The organism is Rickettsia endosymbiont of Halotydeus destructor (assembly GCF_049278075.1).
Taxonomy (GTDB): Bacteria; Pseudomonadota; Alphaproteobacteria; order Rickettsiales; family Rickettsiaceae; genus Rickettsia.
The window spans coordinates 179,428-202,380 of sequence record NZ_JAPNPB010000003.1 but is presented as its reverse complement, the minus strand read 5'-3'; the positions used below and the strand labels follow the sequence as shown (position 1 = coordinate 202,380).

The window sequence follows — 22,953 nt, the reverse complement described above, 5'->3', positions numbered from 1 at the left end:
GCCAAAAATATAATGTATAGCATTTTTATCATTTTTTATGATTGCCCCACGATCTCGATTGCTTGCAATGACGATATTTATATTTAGTAAGCAATGCCCATAATGTGCTTATCATCCGAAAAGCCACCAATTCTTCAAGCCAGCAGTATATATATAAATAAGTATGAATTGAATGATTGCTAAATGAATACAATAAATACTAATAGTATGGCGGCTTAACCATTTTAGGTTTATTGTAGTTTTTTGAGTAAAATCTCTTGTTATCATCAATATATAGATAGTGATTGATAAAATAATCGTCAAGATAGTATAGCTATCTGAAAGGTTAAAGCCGGTGATCGTATGTAGTAACGAGATCACTAGCGAGATAAAAATACAAAGTCGTAAATTCAGTGGATCATGCCTGGCAATATGTCCCAACACCATAATAGCAATTACGACAGTACCGTAATCAATAAGAAACCAGCTAACGCACCATAACATTGCTAGCACTACAACATGACAATAGCCACTATAAAAAAAGTTATTTAAATTATTACGAAAATAGTAAAGATACCACTGACCTAAATAGATAGGAATTAAAATATTAGTGGTAAGAAATTGCTTAAATAATATATCGGTATATATTTGGAGTAAAACACCGAGTATTATTATTTTATGTTTTGGCTTATTATGAAAATTATAACCGGCAAAAAAGCAGAAAATCGGCATACTTATTCGCCCGATAACTCTCATAACAGGCATTTCAGGATATAAATACAAACCTATATGGTCGATAATCATAGCTATAATAGCCAAAACTTTTAGCAAATCCTGATAATTAGATTTATTTTTACTAGTTATAATCATTCAATTATTTCATTAATTAGTATTTGAAAAGTAATAAAAGTTGCGGTATGTCATACCAAGGCCCCGCCCCGGTGTTCAGGAAAATTTGAATAAAGTGGCTAAATCTAGTTCACCAGTCACGAAGTGACCACGTTTTTGTTATTTCTGCCGATTTATTTTAATTAGCTTTAAAATTAAGTTTGTTAATGGTCCACAATTTTAATAAAAAAGCTAAGCCAAAAAAAACGGCTATACCGACTAAAATAGTTCCTCCTAAAGCAAAAATTTTAACCAATAAATATTCGGAATAAAAATATTCTTGATAATGGTGTTTTATTAACCAAATTACTAAGGTCATTATAAAACAATTTGCTAAAGCTTTACAGCAAAAAATTTTTACTTCAGAGTTTATATAAAGTTTATTCTGTTTTTTACTATAGCTATATAATAACCATAAATTATACCAAGCTGCAATGGAAGAGCCAACAGCAATCCCGATATGCTTTAAAGGAATCATTAAAATAATATTGAGCAAAGTGTTAACGATAAGAGAATATAAAGTTATCTTAAGCGGGGTTTTAGTATCACCATTAGCATAAAAGATTGGCATTAGAATTTTTGCTAAAATAAAAGCCGGCAAACCGAAAGCAAAAGCTGAAATCGCCTCTGCCGTATGAGTAGTATTTTGAGCGGTAAAAAGCCCTCTCTCATAAATTATATGAATTATAGGATGCGATAAAATAATAATGCCAAAAGTAGCGGGCAAAGATAATAATAACCCCACTTTAATCGCATTATTTTGTATTTCGCCCGCACGTTTTAAATCATTCGATTTATAAATTTTGGATAATTCCGGTAATAATATAGTAGCAAAGCTAGTACCTATTATAGATAAAGGAAATTGATATATCCTATCGGCATATGATAATATAGAAATTGCCCCATCGATAAAACTAGCAAGTGATTGCGAAATAAAAAGGTTTAACTGTTGAACACCAGAGCTGATGGCTGCCGGTCCCATATTAATTAAAAATTTCTTTACATCCTTATCTTTAGGTTTAAAAACTATTGGGAAAGTTAGACCGGCTCTTTTTACACAGATAAACATAAAGGCAACTTGTGATATACCGGCAATTACTAAAGCAATGCTTATTGATATTACGGATTCCAGATAGTTATCTAACCATAAAGTAAAAATTATTACGCAGATACTTAGAATGCTAGGGACAAAAGCAAAAGCAGCAAATTTCTTTACCGAGTTTAAAATTCCACCGAATAAAGCAGTTATAGAGATAAATATTAGATACGGCATGGTAATACGGCATAGCAGAACCGTCAGAGCAAATTTATCGCTGTTACCGTGAAAACCTGGTGCTATAATAAACATTAAAGAAGGCATAAAAACCTGCATTAATACTATCAAAATTATTAAAGTTAATAATAAAATAGTAAAAATCTCGCCGGTAAAATAGCGAGCAGTCTTTTTTGATATTAGCATTTTCTCGTTAAAGATAGGAACAAATACGTTTGAGAGCGCCCCTTCAGCAAAAATTCGTCTAAATAAGCTGGGCAGTTTAAAGGCAACATTAACACCGTCGGCAATATTTGTTGCACCGAATAACGAAGCGATAAATAGTTCTCTTACCAAACCGAATATGCGAGAAATTAGCGTAAAAAAAGCTACTGTAATTCCTGAACGAAATAAGCTCACTATTTGTGTTTAGCTCTTATTATCCCTTCTTCAATCAATTCTTTTGCTTTTGCAGAATTTTCAAAGCCGGTAACTTTCACCCATTTGCCTTTTTCCAGGTCTTTATAATGTTCAAAAAAATGCACTATACGTTTTTTTAGCATGTCAGAGATATCGTCTAATTCTTTAATATTATCAAAGGTAATATCAAGTTTGGAAGTCGGCACGGCAATAATTTTCTCATCTAAACCGGACTCATCTTCCATCATTAACACCCCGATAGGACGACATTTAATAACACAAGCCGGTATTACTGGATAATGAGCAATAACAAGTACGTCTACCGGATCGCCGTCATTAGAAAGAGTATGCGGAATAAAGCCATAATTACAGGGGTAGCTCATTGAGCTTTGCATGAATCTATCAACAAAAATTGCTCCCGATTCTTTATCAAATTCATATTTAATAGGCTTGTCATTCATCGGAATTTCGATAATTACGTTTATTTCATTATCGGTCGGTTTTGCTTTAATTTTATCGATTAGCATAGTTTTCCTTTTATTGTTTTGTAGTGTTTACTTCCGCTTCTGCTCTCTATGTCATTCCCGCGAAGGCGGGAATCCAAGGGGAAAATAGTCATCCTGAATTTATTTCAGGATCTACTAAAAATGCTGAAACAAGTTCGGCATGACAAAGAAAAGTCTGGATTCCCGCCTTCGCGGGAATGACATAAAATGTGCTTTAATTATCCAAACAACAATGCCTTCACGGGAATGACATAATGCTTTTGTTGACTATGAAACAACACCCGAAAGGTCCTTATCACAACCCTAGTTTTTTAGGCTTATAATATTTAACCCAAATGTCTACTAATAATTTAGTGATAACAATCGCCGAGAACATTGAAGAAATAATACCTATTGTTAGGGTAACTGCAAAGCCTTTTATTGCACCGACTCCGAATATATAAAGTAAAAAGGCAACAATTAAGGTTGTCAGATTAGAGTCAAGAATAGTAGCAAAAGCTGCTTCAAAACCGACCTTGATTGAATACAGATTTGAAGCACCTTTACGTAATTCTTCTTTAATTCTTTCATAAATTAATACGTTAGCATCGACTGCCATACCCATCGTTAATATTATGCCGGCAATCCCCGGTAATGTTAAGGTTGCTTGAAAAAGAGACAATAGTGCTAAAATATAAAGCAAAGCAATACTTAAAGCAATATTTGCGAAAAGCCCTAACACACCATATGACCAAATCATAAATATCACTATGGCCATAAAACCGATAATACCGGCTTTTTTACCGGCTTCAATAGAATCGGCGCCGAGATTTGGTCCTATACTTCTCTCTTCAATTATTTTTAATGGAGCAGGAAGTGAGCCCGCTCTAAGTAACAAAGATAATTCATTTGCCGATTCAACAGTAAAATTACCGGAAATTATACCGTTACCGCCTAAAATCGGTTCGTTTATTACAGGTGCGCTAAGCAATTTATTATCAAGGACGATGGCTAAACGTTTACCTGAATTATTTTTAGTTATTTCACCGAATAATTTACTGCCTAAATTATTAAAAGAAAATGCTACTACCGGCTGAGAGTTTTGATTAAAAGAAGCAGAGGCACTAGTTAATTGATCACCTCCCAAAATAACTTTCTTCTTGATAACTATGTAGTATTCTCGGCCGTTTTCGCTTTCTCCTTTCACTAAAATCGAACCGCTCGGTAAATGCCCTTTAATTGCTTCTTCTATATTTGCCGTTTCATCAACTAAATGAAAAGTTAGTTTTGCCATTTTGCCTAGAATATTTTTTAAGTGCGTCGGGTCTTCCTCGCCTGGGACTTGCAATAATATGTGTCTATTGCCTTGCCTATGCAAAGTAGGCTCTTTAGTACCGGTACTATCAACTCGCATCCGTACAATCTCAATGGATTGGTCGACTACTTTATTAAGCAGCTCGCTTAATTTTGAATCGCTATAACTAAGTTTAAGCTTGTTATCTTCATAATCAATAGTAATTTCAGAATCAATTTTATTAATTATTTTTTTAACCGGCTTTAACTCTTCAGGGCTACGTAACTCTAATTGTAAAGTATTTTGTCTAACGACAAGATTTTTATAACCTATTTTCTCTTCACGAAAAGATTTTCGTAAAGTATCGGCTAAATTTTCCATCGAATCATTTAAATAACTATCAAAATCTACGTCTAATAATAAATGCGCTCCACCTCGCAGATCAAGACCTAAATTCACTGTATTATGAGGTAAAAACCTGGAGTTGACCGTTGTAAAATTAGGCAAAGCGCATATAACTGCAAAGATCGTACAGATAAGGGAAAGAAAAATTTTTCCTTTGGGAAGCCCTTTAAGAAGATTTTGCACTGATTACCTTCTTGTCGTTTTTAGCCCCTTTACTATTATCTTTTTTGTTAGTAGGAAGTTCCTTTGTACGGCTAGTAATATCAACAACAGCGCTTTTTAAGATTTTAATATGGACGTCTTTAGCTATTTCCACTTCAATTTTATTATCCGTATCATTAACTTTAGTGACTGTTCCGAAAATACCGCTATTTGTTAAAATCTCTTCGCCTTTTTTCACGTCACTAACTAATTTCTCTCTTTGACGGCGACGTTTTTCTTGCGGGCGGAGTAATAAAAAGTAAAATACTGCAAAAATTAATACCATCGGAATTAAACTGGTCAAACCCGAAAAAGGTTGCGCGGGTTCTACTGGAGAGATTTCCGTTTCTTGGATTTCTATAGTATCGTTATTATTTGGTGCAGTAGCTTCATTAGACGCCATATTATCCTCTACATATCTTTAATTAGTGTGTTAAAAATAGCTTCTGAATAGTTTTAATGCAAGGGAAAATAAACGGAAATTATATTTTTTGGAAGCTAATCGGTAAGTTTATGAAAAGTATTATTGCATTAGACTAGAAATTGTTTAAAATCATTCTAGTTTATCAATAAAGTTCTATATATTTTATGCAAAGATTATGGCTATTACTGAGTTTCATTACATTTATAATACGCGCCTCAGATGCTTTAGGTAGCAATGATCCTATTGGTACAGGAATATGTGAGGTATTAGCAGTCTTTAGATCTGATCTCATCCAGATTATTCAGTTAATAAGTGTCATAGCCTTAGGAATCCAAGTCATGAGAGGTAAATTAAGATGGGAAACAGCTGTAACTGTTATAGTGGCTATTATTATAATGTCTTATTCATATTATATAGTAGCGATAATATCTGGAGTTAGTATGGATAGTATGAAGAGTTGCACAACTTTATATAGTAAGGTACAAGACGATTCTTTTGCTAGAGAGCTATGTAAACTAATGATAATATTTAGTGGGAATGCTATGCGGGTAATCGCTATTATGGGTATATCTGCTTTAGGTATCCAATCTTTAAGAGGCAAATTAAAATGGGAAGTAGCTTTAATGGTTGTAGTAGGGATTATATTAATGTTTAAAGCTCCTCAGATAATCTTTGCAATACGCGGACATCACTACACAAATAGTAGTTGCGAATCATTACTTCAAGTTAAGTAATTTGATTTAACTCAGCGCTTAGTGTGTATTGCTGCACTTCTTTCAGTCGTCGCAATGACGGTTTAAGATATGTCATGGGTAAAATGCTTTGAGCGTTGTTGCATGGCTCTTAAAAAGCAGTTAATGTCATTCCAGCAACGGCGGGACTCCAGTAAAACATATAGTCATCCTGAATTTATTTCAGGATATCTTTAAATTAAATGCTGAAACAAGTTCAGCATGACAAAGGAAAGGCTGAATTCTTGCCGTTGCTGGAAAATGACATAGGAGCGTGCAACAAAGCCAACAAATGCTTGCAATGATGGTTAAAGTATCTATGCGGGCAACACCTTGCAGAAATTACATAGAAAAATAAATATTTGGAGCGGGTGAAGGGATTCGAACCCTCGACTTCGACCTTGGCAAGGTAGCGCTCTACCCCTGAGCTACACCCGCTTAACTTAACATAAGCGAAACTTGAATATAAAAAACAACTAACTAAAATGCAAGCAAAAATATAAAAAATAACAAATATATTTAGTTTATTAATTTCTTTACATTTTTTGTTATTAAATATATAATTTCTTTTTAAAAAATTAACACATAAGCAACAGTTATGAAAAATTTTATTGGATTGGTACTATTAACCTTTTTGCTTGTGGGTTGTACGACAAAACCCATTCCAACTAAAACCTTTATTATGTCTCAAAAAGACGAATATAATAGGCTTAACCATAATGAAAAGCCTCGTTTTTTCGTAGTTGATTCTAAAACCTTTATGAAAATTTCGGATGAATTAATAATTGAATATTTTAAAACGACATGGGTATTACATAGTTCAAGATATTCCGAAATGGAAAAGAAAAAAGCAGCAGTAGTGCTTGATATGTTATTTAAGGAAATAGTAAAGGAAGCGCTTGATAAAGATAGATTTATTGATCAGTTTAAAACATGCAATCATAAATTAATATCGAAAGATTGGGAATATTTAAAAGATAGAGAAGGACGCAATGCAATACACAAGTTGCCTAAACATAGAGCAGCTTGTGTGATAAGAGATTTATTTGATAAGTATAAAGTTAAAATAGAAATTGATATGGTAGCAAACAAATATACTCATTATTAATAAAAATTCAAATTAATAAAATTCAGGCTAAAAATTATGAAAAAAATATTTTTTTTTACAATATTGGTTTGTGGTTTATTAACTGCTTGTACCAATAAAAATACCTCTATAAACAATGATGTTACAGCGGCTGAGGCGCGTGAAATATATGAGGTTGCATCATCAGAAGAAAAGAAAATGCTTTTTGTGGTTGGAGCTAAGGAATTTCTAAAAGCTTCGGATGAAGCATTAATAGAATATTATAAAGCTTATAATCATCTGGAAATAGTAACAAAATCACCTACTGCTAGTGCTGCTCAAAAGAAACGAGCTGAAGATAAATTTGATTATATTCTTAATAAAATAATGACAGTTCAAACGCCTTCTACTAATCCTTATGAAAAATTGGATAAATGTAGTAAACTTCAAATAATGGAAGATATTTTTTTAATATCCCGTAAACCTGAGCATGATCAATTAAAAAAATTATTAAGTCTTCCTGATCATAGAGCGGCTTGTGTGATTAGATATTCATTAGAAATGACAAGGAGAAGATATGAAATCCAACTTAAGAAATAATTTTATAGCTTGTTAAGGTTATTTCCATATGTTATAAAATCTGGCTAAGAAGCCGTAGCTCAGTTGGATAGAGCGAGCGATTCCTAATCGCTAGGTCGGAGGTTCGAATCCTCTCGGTTTCGCCAATGGTTTTAAAATTTGCAGCTAAGCATATCTAGGTCAATATTCAAAGCTAAGCTTAACTTTTTTAATGTGCTCATTGTGCCTTGCCTTGAGCCATTTTCAATAGCAGAAATATATTGCTTAGTTTTACTGATTTTCTCCGCTAATATCTCTTGAGAATAACCCCTATACTCTCTATAAGCTTTAACAGGGTTCTCGCCGTTTAAAATTTTATTTACTAAATCTTCTGAAAAATATTCTTCATCTTTAGTAATTCCTTCAGCATATAATTCTTCGTCGGTAATGTGTATTTTTTTAAAATTAATAAGCTGCTGATATTCATTAAAAGGTATAATAACAAAAGCTGGTTTACCTTGATATTCTATAATATGTTTATTACTCATTTATATATTCCCCCTCTAACATCAATATTTATTACTAGCACTTCAAGCTTTTCATTAACAATTCTATATATAACTCGATACTCTCCAACTCTTAATCGATATCCCTCATAGCCTACTAGCTTTTTTATATTATTATTTTCTTTATAAGGGGCTAATTTTAATAGTTCTAACTTTTCTAATATAATTTTTCTTTTATTTGTAGAAATCTTAAGTAAATTTTTTAAAGCAGTTTTAGAAAAGCTTAATTTGTAAGTCATTGGTAAAAAATAATAAGAGCTATTTATAGTATATAATATTTAATTGACTTGTGTCAACATATTGTTGACTTATTTTTTATAAATGTATCTAAAACACTATTTCAGTATTTTTATTTTATTGATGTTTTATTTTCTAATTTTAGAGTTGATGTTTTTATATTTGCAATGACGGCTGGGCTTTATAGATTTACCACGGTGCTATGTTTCTTGCAATGACGTTTACAGTATCCACGCGGGCAACGCCTATGCGAGGCCAACATTCGAATACTAAAATAAAAACTACTCCACAATAATACTGCCTATTACTCCTCTATAGTAAATTTGAGGATTATACATAGATTCGCTATAAATAGCAGGGGTTGCAAAGATTCCTTTATTTATGGCTTTTATTTTATACTGATATTTTATTTCGTAATTCGGAATAGTACCGAATAATATTACCCTATCGTCACGACGATCGACATTAACAGGTTGCCATATAAGTGTTTTATCGTCATTTCTTAATATATTTATATTATTATTGGTTAGTAATAACTCAAAGCCAGCTGGCAATAAATCTAATACTACAATATCATTCAGCGTGTCTTTATTACCTGAGCGCAACGTAAGCGAAACAATAATATTCTCACCTAATTTTACCTTACTAACTTCTTTGTTATTCTCATCTAAATATTTCTTACTGATCTCAATACCCTTAATTATTTCCTTATTATCGTTTAACGACTTATCAAAACCTGAGGTTAAGAGCTGATAAAAGAATCCTTTTGTTGAGGAAGTTAATTTTAAGTTTTGAGTATCGTTTGCCAAAATATCCGCAGTCATTATTTTATTACCAGTAAGAGTAAGCTCCTGCTGCTCTTTATCATTACTATAGGTTTTGACTGTAATATTACTCTCCTCGACATTATCTATATTATCAGCATAAGCGACGCTTGCCATGATTGCGTAACTTGCTGCTAACGTATTATAACTATCGTTTGAAAGCTTTGCGATATCTTGCACGATTGACTTATCGATGGTTTTCAATCTTTCTGGAAAATGCTGCGATATTATATATAGATACTGACTATATTTTATCAAAGCATTATAATATTGATAGTCTGAAATTGTAGTAGGGGTAATAGCTTTATTTAAAGTAAAGCTATCCAGTAAATTATTAGCCTCCTCATTCATTTGTAGCATCTTATAGCTAGCGGCTAAATAGACAGCAGTTAGATCGTCTCGCCAATTATCTTTTTGAGAGGTCTCTAAATAATTTAAAATATTAGCTATATAATTAGTAGTAATCTCATTATTTTTGGTAAGTATATAAACCGCGTAAGCCTTTTCTCTTGCAGAGTTTAAAGAATTAATAGACCTATTTGCCGTATTTTTAAGATAATCAAGACCTGAAGCAAAAGTATCGCTAGGCACGGGTAAGTATTTTGTAGTGCTTTCCGTTAAGAAATGTATCGCATAGATAGAAATAAAATCATCTGAAGCGCTGCCCTGATTACTCCACATGTTAAACCCGCCATCATAATTTTGTCGCTCGCTTAGAGTTTGAAATGCTTTATGTAATGATTCATCAATTTTTTTACGTTCAATATCTGAAGTTTTTACTAATTCTTGCTCATTATATAACATAACATTCGCAAAATTTCGGCTTACTAATTGTTCGGTACAAGCAAACGGGTAATTATCGAGATAACTTTTAAATCCGGTAATAATCGCTAACGGTGAGTTAGAAGCAGAAATTTGCAGCTTGGCAAATTCTTTATATAAATCTCTTGAAGTCTTGAGGGTAATCTTATCAAGTGGCTCATATCCCGTATCGATAGTAGTAACGTTTGGCAACGGAGGGCGAACGCTAGCGGTAGAAGTCATTACCGATTTTGTGTTATTAAGGGAAGCAGTTACTTTAAAGCTTGCTGAGCCAAGCCGCTCTGTAGCTTTTAATTTAACGTTAATACTTGCTTCCGTGCCTTCGCTTATCTTTATTTCACGAGGGTAATCTAGTATTTTCAGCCCTTCGCTTGTTTCAATATTTATTGAAACTTTCGCATTTCCTGAATTTTTTACGTTATTTGCGATTGTTACGGGAGCTATAAATTCGTCATTTGGTGTGATGAATAAAGGTAAGTTTGAGCTAATTATAAAATCCGATTGGACATAAAGCTTAACATCAGTGCTACCCACGGAATCAAGATTTGCAGCAATTGCCATAACTCTTAAAGTACCGTTAAAATAATCAGGAATATCGAACGTAACTTGTTTTTTATCTAAAGTTGAGTCAATAATTCCTGACCAAAAGGCAACAGGCGGCTGATCTTGTCTTTTAAACGGATTTAAGTTTTTGTTTAAACTCATATACTCACCGCCGCCGGGAGCTGCCATAAAGCTTTTCATCATAATAGAATTTTCCGGTAATATTAAATCCATAATATGTGAAGTTGATACCTCTAATGCTTTATCTTTAATAAAATAATTAAGCGGGTCAGGTGTTTTATAATTACTAAAAGATAATATACCTTCATCAATGGCAAATATTATAATTTTGCCTGGGTTAGATGTCCGATAATTTACGGTTAGTTTTTCACCTGATTTTATTTGTTCAGGTACGGTTAATTCAATTTTTTGCTCATGCTTATAGATATCGGCAGTAAACGGCAAGCTCGCGTAACTGAAAGGGGAAACAAAAATTTCTTTGGAATCTAGCTCTCGCATAAACTGTACGTTAATAAATCCTTTGCCAGCAAAATCTGCTGGGATTTTGATTTCTTGAATGCTGCTAGTTTGATCTGCTTTAAACCAAGTGAAATTATGTACTTTATCCGTTTCGATAGTGATTAAACCGTAGCCAGTATAGGGAGCGATAACATTTACAAGAATTTTCTCACCGGATTTATAGTCGCTTTTATTTAGTTTTAAAATAAGATTAGTCTTCTCGATTAAATTTGCTGCAATATTCCCTTCTCCCAGTACCGAAAATTCTGTTTGTGCAAAAATAGTATTATTTTTATCTGTTAAATAAATAACATAATCTCCTAGTTCTTTAGTAGGTAAATTATAAATATAGCCGGATTTTTTTGTTATATTAATCTCGGTGAATGATAAAGGTGATTCTATCGGTATTGATTGATATGAATAACTACCGTCCCCGTTTGCAACTAAGCTATTTATATAATTAGTTTTTTTCAAGATAAGCTGTAATTTCTCAGCATTTATTTTGTTACCGTCGCTATCTACGGCTATAAATTCAACTTTAGCGTTTGATTGTTGTTTTAGATGTTTTAAATCATTTGCGGTTTTAAAGCCGATAATATAAGGTAATGGGGAGACGATAATTGATTTACTAGCGTTAACGCTTCTGCCTGAATCAGGTTCAAATCCTTCTACTGAAAAAGTCAGCTTGTAAGTAGCTCCATCATATTTTGCTAAATTTAAATCAAATTGACCTATGCCCTTTTCATCGGTACTAACATCTCCAAGTCGGTCGTAAAAACTTTCCTTATTATCTTTACCGCTATAAAATACGTAACCCTTAAAAGCAGCTACTGAAAATTTAGCAGGATTAACCTCGATGTAAGAAGTAATTTTTCTGTTTGTCGCAGGTAGGCCGTAAAGATTATTTAAACTAACTGTAGCTTTTAACTTTTCTGGGGCAATCCATAATTTATCCTTAATATCAAAATCTATATTTATTTTCATTCTGTCAGGCAGAAAATCCTCCACACTTACAGATAAATTGTTAAGGTAGCTAGTTGTATCTTTATCTTTAGTTAGATATAAACTTATATTATATGAACCGGTAAAGGAATTTTCGCTAGTTTGAAATAAATATTCTGTAAAACCTTCTTCATTTAAAAATACTTTCTTTTTGTCTATTATTTTCCCATGCGGATTAGTAACCTGCAACTCTAACGGCAAGCCAGCAAATTTACTTTGCCAGTCACTTTGTTTTACTAATATTCCAATATGACCCTGCTCGCCTGGTTTATAAATTCCACGATCAGAAAATAAATACGCTTTTAACCCTTCAGGTGAGCTTTGTGTACCAGAAACGTCAAAACGTGAATAATTAACTTCTCTATCAATTCGACCATAAGGCATAAAAGAAAAATCATCGTCGCCTGTTAGCACATAAGCAACAGGCTTCTTTTCCTTAGTAAAATTACGAACACTGGGTAAAGGCGTATAGCCCTCAGAATCAGTTACGCCGCTAGTTAAAACTTCACCATTAAGCCCTATAATATTCGCCGTAACTCCTCTTGCAGGTTTGCCATTACTAACAGAGGAGACAAATATATGATGTAACCCATCTTTATCGGTTTTAACTATAAACCCAAGGTCGGTTACTAAAATTAATCTTTTATCTTCAGCAATATTATTGCCGTTTTTATCTTTATAAGAAACTTTTGTCAGGAATAAACCTTTGCTATAAGAATCCGAAGAATTAGGTTTTAAATATTTTTTAAAATCTAAAGTTGAATAGTGAGGTAGACTTATATCCTTAGAGTCTATGGCGATATCTTCTTCAAATACTTCAGAAATATTATATTCATCAAAAGAATATTTGTTGATAAAAGTTGGATTCTGGAAAGTGTTATATCGGTTAGTCTGGCTAATTAAATGATTAATATCGTTTTGATTAATTTTGTCGATTTCTACATGTAATTTATCTATACCGATTGAGTAAACTGAAAGTTTTTTCTCACCGGAAAGCGATAATATTGAGCCGTTAGACATTAACTTAACTTCTTTAAGCTCGCTTGGTACTTGCAATACTTTACTATAATCACTTCCTAAAACTAAATTTTCTTTAGTTTCCATGCCTTGTTTGATTGTAAGTAATAAATATCTTGAAGAAATGGTATCGATTTTAAAGCTGTGTAATGTGCTATTTTCTGAAGCGGAAGGTAAAAGTTCAAAATTTACTTTTTCAGCTGCTTGCAATACATCTTCAGTAATTTCCTTCGGGCTTTGCCAAGCATAATCTTTTTTCCCTAGATTTCCTCGTAAAGAAGCGGGTTTATCTTTTGGCAATAACAATAATTCTAAATGGTTTTTAACCTCTTCGCCTGATATAGGAGCATTAGTCGTAACTATTATTATTTGCTGTGGAATATTTTTATTGTCTTTAACTATTGTAGCTACTGCTTTGGTAATTTTTAAATAGGAGGATAGGCTCGGTACTAATACTTGCTGTTTATATGAATATTTTTGAAAATCTATATTTTTATGATTAAAATCCTCGCCGCCATATAACGGTTTAACACCGTCATCGATAGTAAGGGTAACGGTATATTCACTATCTTCTAAAGATTTTATATTAGTAATTATAGTAGCTTCAGTATTATTATCATTAAATTGTACTGTAAAAGGTAGTTTTTCTTTTGTAGTGGATTTAACAAAGCTAAGCCTTTCTTCTAAAGTTTTTGGGTTAATTGGATAGTTAAATTTTATCTTTGTTTGAATAAGTTTTTTATCATTATCCTGCAGATAATTCATTTCTTTAATATTGGGCAATAAAGGCAGAGTGGCAAAATTGATATTATTCTGATCAATATTTACAAATTGTGGAAAAATAGCCTTATCGTTAATAATGATTTTATAATTTTGATTAGCTATAAAATACTCATGTGGGGTGAAAAATATATCATAATTCCAACCAAATCGCCATTCGCCGGCAATACCCGGTTCAATAGTTACATATTCATTTATTTTTTGTCCTGCAAGCCCTAAATCTCGATTAGGCCTAACGCACCAGTTTTTAATTCGAGTATCGCATAAATTAATACTTAAAGAATTCTGACCAGCCAATAGATTTTCATTAACTAATTTAAAGTATAAAGGTATTTTTTCGTTAAGACTTGCGGCAATTGTAGGTAGAGTTATGAAAGATAAGAAAATAACTAATATAAATCTATAAAAAATATTTTTCACGTTTATAATTTTATTTATAATAGTTTACAATTATATATTTAAAAAATTTAGTAAAGCAATGGATAAAGATGTTTTTTTAAAGTATTTAGTAAAATTTTTTTTACTCTTTGGGCAAGAATATTGTTACGTACCTATCATAATTTTAGGATTTATAGCGTTAAATTGATAATTTTTTCTTAATTGATATTCCATACTCACTAACTAATTTGAGTAATTTTTGATCAAAAGTACAAATAGGAATATTTTCAAGGGTAGCTTCGGCAAGTAAAATACAATCAACTATATGAATATTATATTTAGTATAATATTCTAAAGCAGTTAAAAAACATTCTTTTTTGCATTTTATGCCTTTATAATTAAACATTTCGGATAATGTTAATGATATTTCTTTACGAGGGATTTTATAAAATGAGGATAATAAATATATTACTTCCATAAATACGGTTTGTTCTATTATTAAAGTAATATGACCTGTTTTTACTTTATCAAATATTATTTTTGTCTTATCAAACATTTCTTGATTATCTTTCAGAAGATATTGCGCGATAAAATTTGTATCACAGATATATTTCATAAATATTTCTAATGCTTTTTAAGATTTTGAGAAATATTTTCATGCCACACTTTTTCTCTTATTTCATCGAATGAAAGTGTAGAATTTTTTTTATAAGCGGCAAGCGCACCCCCAACATCGGAAATAGGGGATAGTATCACTTGATTATTTTCATTAATTTCGATAGAGATAATATTGCTGTTTAAAACTTCTCTTACTTTCTTTGGTAAAGATATTTGCCCTTGAGAGGTAATAGTAAGTGTATTAATATACATAAATCCCATTTAAATTATTATTACATTAAATACTAGTATTGTATTATAATTTATAATACAATTAAATAATTATAATATATATATAAAAATATTTAAACATTATCTAAAAAATATATGACTTTTATCAAAGAATTTGCAAATAGGGGATATTTGCACCAATCTACAGATATTGAGAAGCTGAATAAAGCAACTGAACAAGGTAAGATAGCTGCTTATATCGGCTTTGACTGTACGGCTACGTCGCTACATATCGGTAGTTTGATGCAAATAATGATTTTGCGGTTACTTCAGCAACATGGACACAAGCCGATCGTGATAATTGGCGGGGGCACTAGTAAAATTGGCGATCCTTCTGGTAAAAATCAAGAACGAAAAGCTCTAACTAAAGAAGATATTGCTAAGAACGCCGAAGGTATTAAAAAATCTCTGTCGAAATTTATTAAGTTCGGTAGCGGCGAAAGCGACGCTATTATGCTTGATAACGCTGAGTGGTTAGATTCTCTTAATTATTTGGATTTCTTAAGGGATTTCGGCGCATTTTTCTCCGTTAATCGTATGCTTACTATGGATTCGGTAAAGCTACGTTTAGAACGAGAGCAGCATTTAAGTTTTTTGGAATTTAACTATATGTTGTTGCAAGCTTATGATTTTTACTATTTAAGCAAAAATTATGATTGTGTATTGCAGTTAGGTGGTAGTGACCAATGGGGTAATATAGTGATGGGGGCTGAGCTCATTAGAAAATTAACCGGCAAGGAAGTTTTTGGCATGACGACGCCGCTGCTTACGACCTCTTCGGGTGAGAAAATGGGTAAATCTGTTGGTGGAGCTATATGGCTGAACGAAGATCTTTTAAGCCCGTACGAATATTACCAATATTGGCGTAATTGTGAGGATGCGGATGTTGTGCGATTTGCTCGCTTATATAGTGAGTTATCAGAAAATACTTTAGCGGAATTTGAAAATTTAGCGGTTTCAGATATTAATGGCGCTAAAAAACAGTTAGCTTATAATTTGACTAAATTATGTCATGGGGAAGAAGCGGCAAAATCAACATTAGAGACCTCAGTTAAATTATTTGAACAGGGGAAAATCGACGAGAATTTACCGACTATTATAATTGAGCAGGAAATTTTGCAACAGGGCATTCCGGCATTTGAATTGTTTTATAAAGCAGGGCTTAGCTCTTCAAAATCTGAAAGCCGCAAATTAATTAGAGGTAAGGGCGTTAAAGTTAACGATCAAACCGTGCTTGATGAAAATATGTTAATTAACAATAATTTTCTACTTGATAATCAGGTGATTAAACTCTCTGTAGGTAAGAAGAGACATATATTAGTTAGAGCTGAATAAACATCGTTAATTATGCATAAAATATTAATTACAAAATGGCTTGTTGTCAGCTGTACTATGATCATGCTAATGATTCTTATCGGCGGGGTAACTAGACTTACAGGATCAGGATTATCAATTGTTGAATGGCGGCCGTTGACTGGTATTGTCCCTCCTCTTAATATCGAAGGCTGGCAAATAGAATTTATTAAATATCAAGCATTTCCTGAATATCAAATTCATAATTATGCTATGACCTTATCGGAGTTTAAGTTTATTTATTGGTTGGAATTTATCCATCGTTTAGCCGGAAGAGTTACGGGCTTAATATATCTATTACCTTTAATATATTTTTACTTTAAAGGGGAAATTAAAAAATACTCACTTCTACCTTATATATCCGTATTAATATTGTTTTGTGTACAAGGTTTTATGGGATGGTATATGGTTAAAAGTGGCTTAATTAATAATCCAAGCGTTAGTCATTTTAGGTTAGCATTTCATTTAATTATTGCCGTTATTATTTATCATTTACTTTTTTACTGCTTAATGAAAAATAGCTTTGATATCCTATTAATTTCTCCGCAAATAAATTTAAAAACTCCGTTATTTTTTTGTTTAACTGGTATTGCTATAATTTATGGACAAATTTTCCTAGGCGGCTTAGTTGCGGGTTTACACGGGGGGCTGATATATAATAGTTTTCCGTTGATGGGTGAAAGCTTTATCCCTATAGAGATAAAAGATAATCTTTTTCGTACGAGTAACTGGTATGATTCGGTTTTTGTTCAATTCATTCATAGAATAGGAGCCTATAGCGTATTTGTTATTACCTTATTTTTAGCAGGAAGTTTATTAAAAATTCAGCATCCGAAATTAAATAAAATAGCTTACTATTTAATTATTGCCGTGTTAATACAAATGCTAACTGGTATAATCACTATTTTATACTCCGTTCCGCTTATCGCTGCTCTTATTCATCAAATTTTTGCTATAATTCTTTTATCGATTATAATATGGTGTTATTTTTTAATTAAGAATCGTTAAAAATGATTATCAAAGTAGAGGCTACAATTCCCTGTAGGTTAGACAAATATCTAAGACGTTTATATCCTAAACTTACGCAAGGGGTTATTGAGCGAGCTTTAAGGCAAAAGCAAATAATGGTTAACGGTAATAAAATAGAGGCAAATTTAAGAATAAAAGAAGATGACGAAATTTTTATAAACGACAAATTAAATTTGCCCCAAGAAGAAACTTTAGAAGTTATATTTTCCGATTCGATAATTACATTGGCAAATAAACTTATTAAAAATTATTTAATCTATGAAAACGAACATTTTATAGCGATTAACAAACCTGCAGGACTTGCGACGCAAGGTGGAACTAAAATTAATCTTTCCATTGACGATGCCCTAAAATATTTAAACTATAAAAATAGTAATGGAGTCAAATCAGCCCCGTTTGAATACAAGGCGCAAGGAGCGACGCCTATAGATAATAGGCGAGCGACGAGCAACGATGTAGGCGAATGGGGATCATTTGACTATAAATTAGTGCATAGGTTGGACAAGGAAACTAGCGGCTTATTAATAATTGCTAAAAATTATGAAAGTAGTGTAAAGCTTGCTGATGCTTTTAAAGAAAAGCTAATTGCAAAAACTTATATTGCTGTAGTTTTCGGTAGACCTCCAAAAAATATCGGTGAAATTCAAGGGTTAATAGGGAAGAGAAAAGAAGGGGCGTATGAAATTGTTGATATAGATAATGAGAATGGGAAGCTCGCTATTACTCATTATAAATTATTAAAATCGCTTAATAATAATTTATCGTTAATAGAATTTACGCCGATTACCGGCAGAATGCATCAACTAAGATTTCATGCAAAATTGTTAAACTGTCCTATAGTCGGCGATGCTAAATATGGTATGGCACAACCTCCTTTACACCCTAAACATATGTTACTTCATGCAAGTAATATAGTTTTTCATGAAAAAATATTCGGTGAAGAAATTACTTTAAAGGCAAAATTGCCAAATTATTTTTTAAATATATTAGGTTCTGTGAACCAAATTTAAGTTATTTATATTTTAAGATATTTTTTAGCGAGAATTAATAAGATTTTTGTAGGAATAGTTATTCATATTTCAAAAAAATCTTATAATTTGCAGCAAAAAAGAACTAAAATAGATTAATTTAAATTTTGTTCACAGAACCTAGATTAAGAAGATAAGTATCCATACAAACCTAAAGTTTAATCTAAATAAACAAAATAAAAACCATGGGCATTCATACAAGCGTTAAATAATACTTTGTTTGTTACCATCCCACTTTTATAAGTACTATAAGCATTAGCTGAATTACTGTAATAGTAATTGTTAGTTGCTCCATTATATGTGCTTCCTGCCCTGGTTTGATATTGTTGAGAGTCTTTAAGACAAATATAATTAACTTCACTTAATTCTTGTTGAGTTGCCCCTTGTTTATACCATTGAGGGGTCGAAAATGTTGTACAGCCAACAAGCTGAATGACCATAATTATTAATAAAATGTTTTTGATCATAATATTAATGTGGGTTGAAATTAAAAAATAAAAATCTATCAAAAATTTTGATAGATTTCAACTTTTTCTACGATTTTATTAAAATTTCCTAGAAGATTTTACTTTATATCTATATATTATATACCTGGATTAGTATTATTGTGCGGATATACCTCACCGTCATTAGGACACGTTGCAAATGTTGTTGCGTGGATATCACAACCGTCATTGCAAGGAGTTGCGATAGCAACGACGCGGCAATTTAAATAAAAATCATAACTTCGTCATTGCGAGCGAAGCGCAGCAATCTAGTTAACTTCATAAGATTGCTGCGCTCCGAGCAAATGCTCGCAATGACAAATGGGTATTCTAGATTTGTTGCGTCGATTCTTCGAATTTCCTCGCCATGACGAGAAAAATTAAAAGAAAACATATTTTTATAAGGGGTGACTTGTGATACGTAAATATTTTTTATTATTTACTTTTTTGTTAATCAGTGATGTAAATAGCTTTGCAAATATGCAAGAAAGAATTACTAATGTTGAGAAAAATTATTTAGAAAATAGATTTTTAAATGCAGTTTTTAAGTTTGAGGATGAAGAAAAGCCTTTAATAATAGGAGCTAGAGGAGTTTTTTCTTTAAGCGGCGATCAATTAAAAGCTAATGAAGTAATGCCTGTTTCTTCAGGTATAAAACCGATCACGGCTGCAGGGATTTTAAGACTACAAGATAAAGGACTATTAAATGTTAACGACAGAATTTCTAAGTATCTTGATGCCGATCTTTGGCAGGGCACTGTACCTGATTGGGTGGATAAAATATCAATTCATAATTTACTAACTCATACAAGCGGCCTGGCTGAGTATTTTGGACTTGTTAAATTAGATTTTAATATGTCGCAAAAAGAGGTTAATGAAAAAATAATACAATATATTACTGCAAAACCTTTAGAAGTATCGATCGGTAAAAAATATAAATACAGTAATACTAATTTTATTTTACTCGGTATGATTATTGAAAAAATAAGTGGCCAAAATTTAGCTGATTTCTTTCGAGATGAATTTTTTAATCCGCTGCATATGAAATCTACAAAACTTGCTTCATTTTATGAAGCTATCGGAATTCAAAAAAATAATGTTAGTGCAAATTATCCTCTTAGATATTTTATTAAACCTACTAGCGGTAAACCTATCTTTTCTTTAGCAAATGTTGATTTTGTTGCTCGTCCTTATGGAGATGTGGGGATTGTTTCTTGTACTTCTGACCTTATAAAATGGTATAAAGCTTTAAATCAAGGAAAAATACTTTCTAAAAAATCTTATAAGCTTATGACCACTAAATATTTTCTAGCAGAAGATGATAACAGGCATACGACATATACTGGTTATGGAATTTTTATTACTGAACTCGATAAAAAACATGTAATGATTCATCATTCCGGAAGTGCGTTAGCGATAAGAAGCGAAGCAGGGTATATTATACCCGATAACTTTTACTTTGCTATATTAAGTAATGTAATGGTAAAAATCCCTGAAGAAGAAAAAGGTAAAATTAATATGGATAATCCGGCGAATCAATTGGATATAGTGTATTTTAGGGATGCAATAATAAATGCCGCTATTGCTGAAGAAGATAAGTAGAGTACTTATTATGTCATTCCTGTAAAAGCGGGGCGTTGTTGCATGGCTCTTAAAAGCTCTCGATGTCATTCCCGCGAAGGCGGGAATCCAGTCTTACTTACGTCATGCTGAACTGTTTCAGCATCTCTTATAGTAGATATAGATCCTGAAATAAATTCAGGATGACTTAAAAGTATTTTTTCTAGATTCCTGTTTTCACGAGAATGACATAGAATATGCTTTAATTTATCCATGCAATAATACCAAGCACAGTATATAATGAAAATAGTTACCTGGAACATTAATTCTATTAGATTTAGGATTAATTTATTAAAAAAACTGATAGATGAACATCAACCTGATATCATAGCATTACAGGAAACAAAAGTTGAAGATGCTTTATTCCCCATACAAATTATTAAAGATAAGGGATATGAATATACAACTTATTCTGGGCAAAAGTCTTATAACGGCGTAGCTATTTTATCAAAGTTACCTTTTACCGATATATTATCGCTTGAGTTATATAATAATGACAAAAGACATATTGCGGTTAAAATTGGCGATATAGAGCTACATAATTTTTATGTTCCCGCCGGCGGTGATATCCCCGATATAAGCATAAATTTAAAATTTAAGCATAAGCTCGAATATATAAAATTAATGCAGGCCTGGTTAACTGGTAACCGTAGTAGAAACGATAAAATTATTATTGTCGGTGATTTAAATATAGCGCCTCATGAACATGATGTATGGTCGAGCGTACAATTACGTAACGTTGTTAGCCACACCGATATTGAACGCTCATTATTAATAGAATTACAAAATTCTCTGGATTTTATTGATAGTGCCAGGTATTTTACTAATTTCAGTGAAAAATTTTATACCTGGTGGAGTTATAGAAACGTGGACTGGAAAAAGTCCAATAGAGGGCGAAGGCTAGACCATATTTGGGTTAGTAAAAATCTGGAAAATAATTTATCTTCTATTGATCTATTATCTAATGCTCGTGATTGGTTGCAGCCCTCTGATCATGTACCGTATTGTGTAACAATTAAGTAAGGAATAATGAATGATTAAAACAGGTGTTTATAAACCGGCTCCAGAGCAATATTTAGAAGCTTATGAAAAAATGTTATTGCTAAGGCGTTTCGAAGAGAAATGTGGTCAGTTATACGGTATGGGAGAAATAGGCGGCTTTTGTCATCTATATATCGGACAAGAAGCAGTAATTACTGCAATTGATATGATTAAGCAAAAAGGTGATAGCACTATTACTAGCTATCGTGATCATGCTCATATTATTTTAGTAGGGACTGAGCCAAAATATGTCCTTGCCGAGCTTATGGGAAGAGCTACGGGCTGCTCAAAAGGTAAGGGCGGCTCAATGCATTTATTCGATGTACCGAATAAATTTTACGGCGGTCACGGAATTGTTGGCGCACAAGTTCCGATAGGTACGGGGCTTGCTTTTGCTGAAAAATATCAAGGTACCGATAATATTTGTTTCACCTTCCTGGGAGATGGGGCCGTTAATCAAGGGCAGGTGTATGAAGCTTTTAATATGGCTGCGTTATGGGGGTTACCTGTAGTATATATTATTGAAAATAATGAATATTCTATGGGGACTTCTGTTGAACGCTCTACTTTTATGCGTGATCTTTATAAAAAAGGTGAATCATTTGGGATAAAAGGATTTCAGCTTGACGGCATGAATTTTGAAGAAGTATATAATGGTGCTAAACAGGCTGCCGAGTATGTTAGAGAAAATAATATGCCGTTAATATTAGAGGTAAAAACCTATCGTTATCGTGGGCATTCAATGTCCGATCCAGCAAAATATCGTAGTAAAGAGGAAGTAGAGCAATATAAGGAGAGAGACCCTTTATCATTAATAAAGAAGATAATATTAAATAACAGTTATGCCGATGAAGAGGCTTTAAAAAAGATTGAGCAAAATGTTAAAGAAGTTATCAAGGAAGCGGTAGAGTTTGCAGAAAATTCACTTTTGCCAGAGGAGCAGGAACTTTATACTAATATATATTGCTCGTGAGTTGTTATGCCCACTCTCCCTTATGTCATTCCCGTGAAAACGGGAATCCAGAAAACAATAGTCATCCTGAATTTATTTCAGGATCTATTACAAAAAGATGCTGAACCAAGTTCAGCATGACAAAAAAAGCCTGGATTCCTGCCTT

Annotated in this window: 21 protein-coding genes and 2 tRNA genes; 10 read left to right on the top strand and 13 right to left on the bottom strand. The window is 32.3% G+C overall.

Translation table 11 applies throughout. The features are described from left to right. Positions 1-111: 111 nt before the first annotated feature. The 5 genes from OTR29_RS04530 to yajC form a co-directional block, all read right to left on the bottom strand. The gene (locus OTR29_RS04530) at positions 112-849 is read right to left on the bottom strand and encodes a TraX family protein (protein WP_422229468.1); all 738 of its coding nucleotides are present in this window, start codon (positions 847-849) and stop codon (positions 112-114) included. Between the two features lie 157 nt (positions 850-1,006). Next, positions 1,007-2,539 (bottom strand): murein biosynthesis integral membrane protein MurJ, encoded by a 1,533-nt coding sequence (gene murJ / locus OTR29_RS04525; protein WP_422229467.1) that lies wholly within the window; start codon positions 2,537-2,539, stop codon positions 1,007-1,009. Continuing rightward, positions 2,539-3,066, bottom strand: a complete 528-nt coding sequence (ppa, locus tag OTR29_RS04520) for an inorganic diphosphatase (RefSeq protein ID WP_422229466.1) — start codon at positions 3,064-3,066, stop codon at positions 2,539-2,541. Before ppa ends, murJ begins: the two co-directional genes overlap by 1 nt. Before the next feature lie 274 nt (positions 3,067-3,340). Further along, positions 3,341-4,906, bottom strand: a complete 1,566-nt coding sequence (gene secD / locus OTR29_RS04515) for a protein translocase subunit SecD (RefSeq protein ID WP_422229465.1) — start codon at positions 4,904-4,906, stop codon at positions 3,341-3,343. Further along, positions 4,890-5,327 (bottom strand): preprotein translocase subunit YajC, encoded by a 438-nt coding sequence (yajC, locus tag OTR29_RS04510; RefSeq protein ID WP_422229464.1) that lies wholly within the window; start codon positions 5,325-5,327, stop codon positions 4,890-4,892. Before yajC ends, secD begins: the two co-directional genes overlap by 17 nt. Positions 5,328-5,512: 185 nt before the next feature. Between yajC and OTR29_RS04505 the strand changes: the two genes are divergently transcribed. Beyond that, entirely contained in the window at positions 5,513-6,082 is a 570-nt protein-coding gene (locus tag OTR29_RS04505; RefSeq protein ID WP_422229463.1) for a TrbC/VirB2 family protein, read from the top strand. Between the two features lie 360 nt (positions 6,083-6,442). On the opposite strand, the gene OTR29_RS04500 is transcribed toward OTR29_RS04505, so the two are convergent. Next, positions 6,443-6,517 (bottom strand) — tRNA-Gly (locus tag OTR29_RS04500). 244 nt (positions 6,518-6,761) lie between these two features. On the opposite strand from OTR29_RS04500, the gene OTR29_RS04495 reads away from it, so the two are divergent. The 3 genes from OTR29_RS04495 to OTR29_RS04485 all read left to right on the top strand — a co-directional run bounded on the left by OTR29_RS04495 (position 6,762) and on the right by OTR29_RS04485 (position 7,870). Beyond that, positions 6,762-7,187 (top strand): hypothetical protein, encoded by a 426-nt coding sequence (locus OTR29_RS04495; RefSeq protein WP_422229462.1) that lies wholly within the window; start codon positions 6,762-6,764, stop codon positions 7,185-7,187. A 36-nt stretch (positions 7,188-7,223) separates the two neighbouring features. Then, positions 7,224-7,745 (top strand): hypothetical protein, encoded by a 522-nt coding sequence (locus OTR29_RS04490; protein WP_422229461.1) that lies wholly within the window; start codon positions 7,224-7,226, stop codon positions 7,743-7,745. A gap of 48 nt (positions 7,746-7,793) precedes the next feature. Continuing rightward, positions 7,794-7,870, top strand: a tRNA-Arg gene (locus tag OTR29_RS04485). 6 nt (positions 7,871-7,876) lie between these two features. Here the strand turns inward: OTR29_RS04485 and OTR29_RS04480 are convergent. The 5 genes from OTR29_RS04480 to OTR29_RS04460 form a co-directional block, all read right to left on the bottom strand. Further along, positions 7,877-8,251: a helix-turn-helix domain-containing protein gene (locus OTR29_RS04480; protein WP_422229460.1), complete on the bottom strand. Its 375-nt coding sequence runs from the start codon at positions 8,249-8,251 to the stop codon at positions 7,877-7,879. Beyond that, positions 8,248-8,508, bottom strand: coding sequence for a type II toxin-antitoxin system RelE family toxin (locus OTR29_RS04475; RefSeq protein WP_422229459.1), 261 nt, complete (start codon positions 8,506-8,508; stop codon positions 8,248-8,250). The genes OTR29_RS04480 and OTR29_RS04475 overlap by 4 nt, the downstream gene beginning before the upstream one ends. Positions 8,509-8,787: 279 nt before the next feature. Then, positions 8,788-14,433 (bottom strand): alpha-2-macroglobulin family protein, encoded by a 5,646-nt coding sequence (locus OTR29_RS04470; RefSeq protein ID WP_422229458.1) that lies wholly within the window; start codon positions 14,431-14,433, stop codon positions 8,788-8,790. 157 nt (positions 14,434-14,590) lie between these two features. After that, complete coding sequence (locus OTR29_RS04465) at positions 14,591-15,007, bottom strand: PIN domain-containing protein (protein ID WP_422229457.1); 417 nt, start codon at positions 15,005-15,007, stop codon at positions 14,591-14,593. An 8-nt stretch (positions 15,008-15,015) separates the two neighbouring features. Then, complete coding sequence (locus OTR29_RS04460) at positions 15,016-15,261, bottom strand: AbrB/MazE/SpoVT family DNA-binding domain-containing protein (protein ID WP_422229456.1); 246 nt, start codon at positions 15,259-15,261, stop codon at positions 15,016-15,018. A gap of 114 nt (positions 15,262-15,375) precedes the next feature. Here OTR29_RS04460 and tyrS point away from each other — a divergent pair, with 114 nt between their 5' ends. The 3 genes from tyrS to OTR29_RS04445 are packed head-to-tail and all read left to right on the top strand — an operon-like array spanning position 15,376 to position 18,671. Continuing rightward, positions 15,376-16,614 (top strand): tyrosine--tRNA ligase, encoded by a 1,239-nt coding sequence (gene tyrS / locus OTR29_RS04455; RefSeq protein ID WP_422229455.1) that lies wholly within the window; start codon positions 15,376-15,378, stop codon positions 16,612-16,614. Between the two features lie 12 nt (positions 16,615-16,626). Beyond that, on the top strand, positions 16,627-17,640 hold the full coding sequence (locus OTR29_RS04450; RefSeq protein WP_422229454.1) for a COX15/CtaA family protein: 1,014 nt from the start codon (positions 16,627-16,629) through the stop codon (positions 17,638-17,640). Positions 17,641-17,642: 2 nt separating this feature from the next. Then, entirely contained in the window at positions 17,643-18,671 is a 1,029-nt protein-coding gene (locus tag OTR29_RS04445) for an RluA family pseudouridine synthase (protein ID WP_422229453.1), read from the top strand. A gap of 176 nt (positions 18,672-18,847) precedes the next feature. Here OTR29_RS04445 and OTR29_RS04440 read toward each other — a convergent pair whose 3' ends face one another. Beyond that, positions 18,848-19,156: a hypothetical protein gene (locus tag OTR29_RS04440; RefSeq protein ID WP_422229452.1), complete on the bottom strand. Its 309-nt coding sequence runs from the start codon at positions 19,154-19,156 to the stop codon at positions 18,848-18,850. A gap of 432 nt (positions 19,157-19,588) precedes the next feature. Here OTR29_RS04440 and OTR29_RS04435 point away from each other — a divergent pair, with 432 nt between their 5' ends. Continuing rightward, positions 19,589-20,776 (top strand): serine hydrolase domain-containing protein, encoded by a 1,188-nt coding sequence (locus OTR29_RS04435; protein ID WP_422229451.1) that lies wholly within the window; start codon positions 19,589-19,591, stop codon positions 20,774-20,776. Positions 20,777-20,841: 65 nt separating this feature from the next. Here OTR29_RS04435 and OTR29_RS04430 read toward each other — a convergent pair whose 3' ends face one another. Continuing rightward, positions 20,842-21,009 (bottom strand): hypothetical protein, encoded by a 168-nt coding sequence (locus tag OTR29_RS04430; protein WP_422229450.1) that lies wholly within the window; start codon positions 21,007-21,009, stop codon positions 20,842-20,844. Between the two features lie 25 nt (positions 21,010-21,034). Between OTR29_RS04430 and xth the strand changes: the two genes are divergently transcribed. Next, positions 21,035-21,817 (top strand): exodeoxyribonuclease III, encoded by a 783-nt coding sequence (gene xth, locus OTR29_RS04425; RefSeq protein ID WP_422229449.1) that lies wholly within the window; start codon positions 21,035-21,037, stop codon positions 21,815-21,817. A 10-nt stretch (positions 21,818-21,827) separates the two neighbouring features. Then, positions 21,828-22,808 (top strand): pyruvate dehydrogenase (acetyl-transferring) E1 component subunit alpha, encoded by a 981-nt coding sequence (pdhA, locus tag OTR29_RS04420; protein ID WP_422229448.1) that lies wholly within the window; start codon positions 21,828-21,830, stop codon positions 22,806-22,808. Positions 22,809-22,953: the final 145 nt, after the last annotated feature.

Excerpts from the sequence above, each read along its gene's own strand:
- OTR29_RS04505 (WP_422229463.1), top strand. The coding sequence starts at position 5,513 with ATGCAAAGATTATGGCTATTACTGAGTTTCATTACATTTATAATACGC.
- yajC (WP_422229464.1), bottom strand. The coding sequence starts at position 5,327 with ATGGCGTCTAATGAAGCTACTGCACCAAATAATAACGATACTATAGAA.
- pdhA (WP_422229448.1), top strand. The coding sequence starts at position 21,828 with ATGATTAAAACAGGTGTTTATAAACCGGCTCCAGAGCAATATTTAGAA.
- OTR29_RS04495 (WP_422229462.1), top strand. The coding sequence starts at position 6,762 with ATGTCTCAAAAAGACGAATATAATAGGCTTAACCATAATGAAAAGCCT.
- OTR29_RS04445 (WP_422229453.1), top strand. The coding sequence starts at position 17,643 with ATGATTATCAAAGTAGAGGCTACAATTCCCTGTAGGTTAGACAAATAT.
- OTR29_RS04475 (WP_422229459.1), bottom strand. The coding sequence starts at position 8,508 with ATGACTTACAAATTAAGCTTTTCTAAAACTGCTTTAAAAAATTTACTT.
- OTR29_RS04460 (WP_422229456.1), bottom strand. The coding sequence starts at position 15,261 with ATGTATATTAATACACTTACTATTACCTCTCAAGGGCAAATATCTTTA.
- OTR29_RS04480 (WP_422229460.1), bottom strand. The coding sequence starts at position 8,251 with ATGAGTAATAAACATATTATAGAATATCAAGGTAAACCAGCTTTTGTT.
- OTR29_RS04450 (WP_422229454.1), top strand. The coding sequence starts at position 16,627 with ATGCATAAAATATTAATTACAAAATGGCTTGTTGTCAGCTGTACTATG.
- xth (WP_422229449.1), top strand. The coding sequence starts at position 21,035 with ATGAAAATAGTTACCTGGAACATTAATTCTATTAGATTTAGGATTAAT.
- ppa (WP_422229466.1), bottom strand. The coding sequence starts at position 3,066 with ATGCTAATCGATAAAATTAAAGCAAAACCGACCGATAATGAAATAAAC.
- OTR29_RS04530 (WP_422229468.1), bottom strand. The coding sequence starts at position 849 with ATGATTATAACTAGTAAAAATAAATCTAATTATCAGGATTTGCTAAAA.
- OTR29_RS04465 (WP_422229457.1), bottom strand. The coding sequence starts at position 15,007 with ATGAAATATATCTGTGATACAAATTTTATCGCGCAATATCTTCTGAAA.
- tyrS (WP_422229455.1), top strand. The coding sequence starts at position 15,376 with ATGACTTTTATCAAAGAATTTGCAAATAGGGGATATTTGCACCAATCT.
- OTR29_RS04430 (WP_422229450.1), bottom strand. The coding sequence starts at position 21,009 with ATGGATAAATTAAAGCATATTCTATGTCATTCTCGTGAAAACAGGAAT.
- OTR29_RS04440 (WP_422229452.1), bottom strand. The coding sequence starts at position 19,156 with ATGATCAAAAACATTTTATTAATAATTATGGTCATTCAGCTTGTTGGC.
- OTR29_RS04490 (WP_422229461.1), top strand. The coding sequence starts at position 7,224 with ATGAAAAAAATATTTTTTTTTACAATATTGGTTTGTGGTTTATTAACT.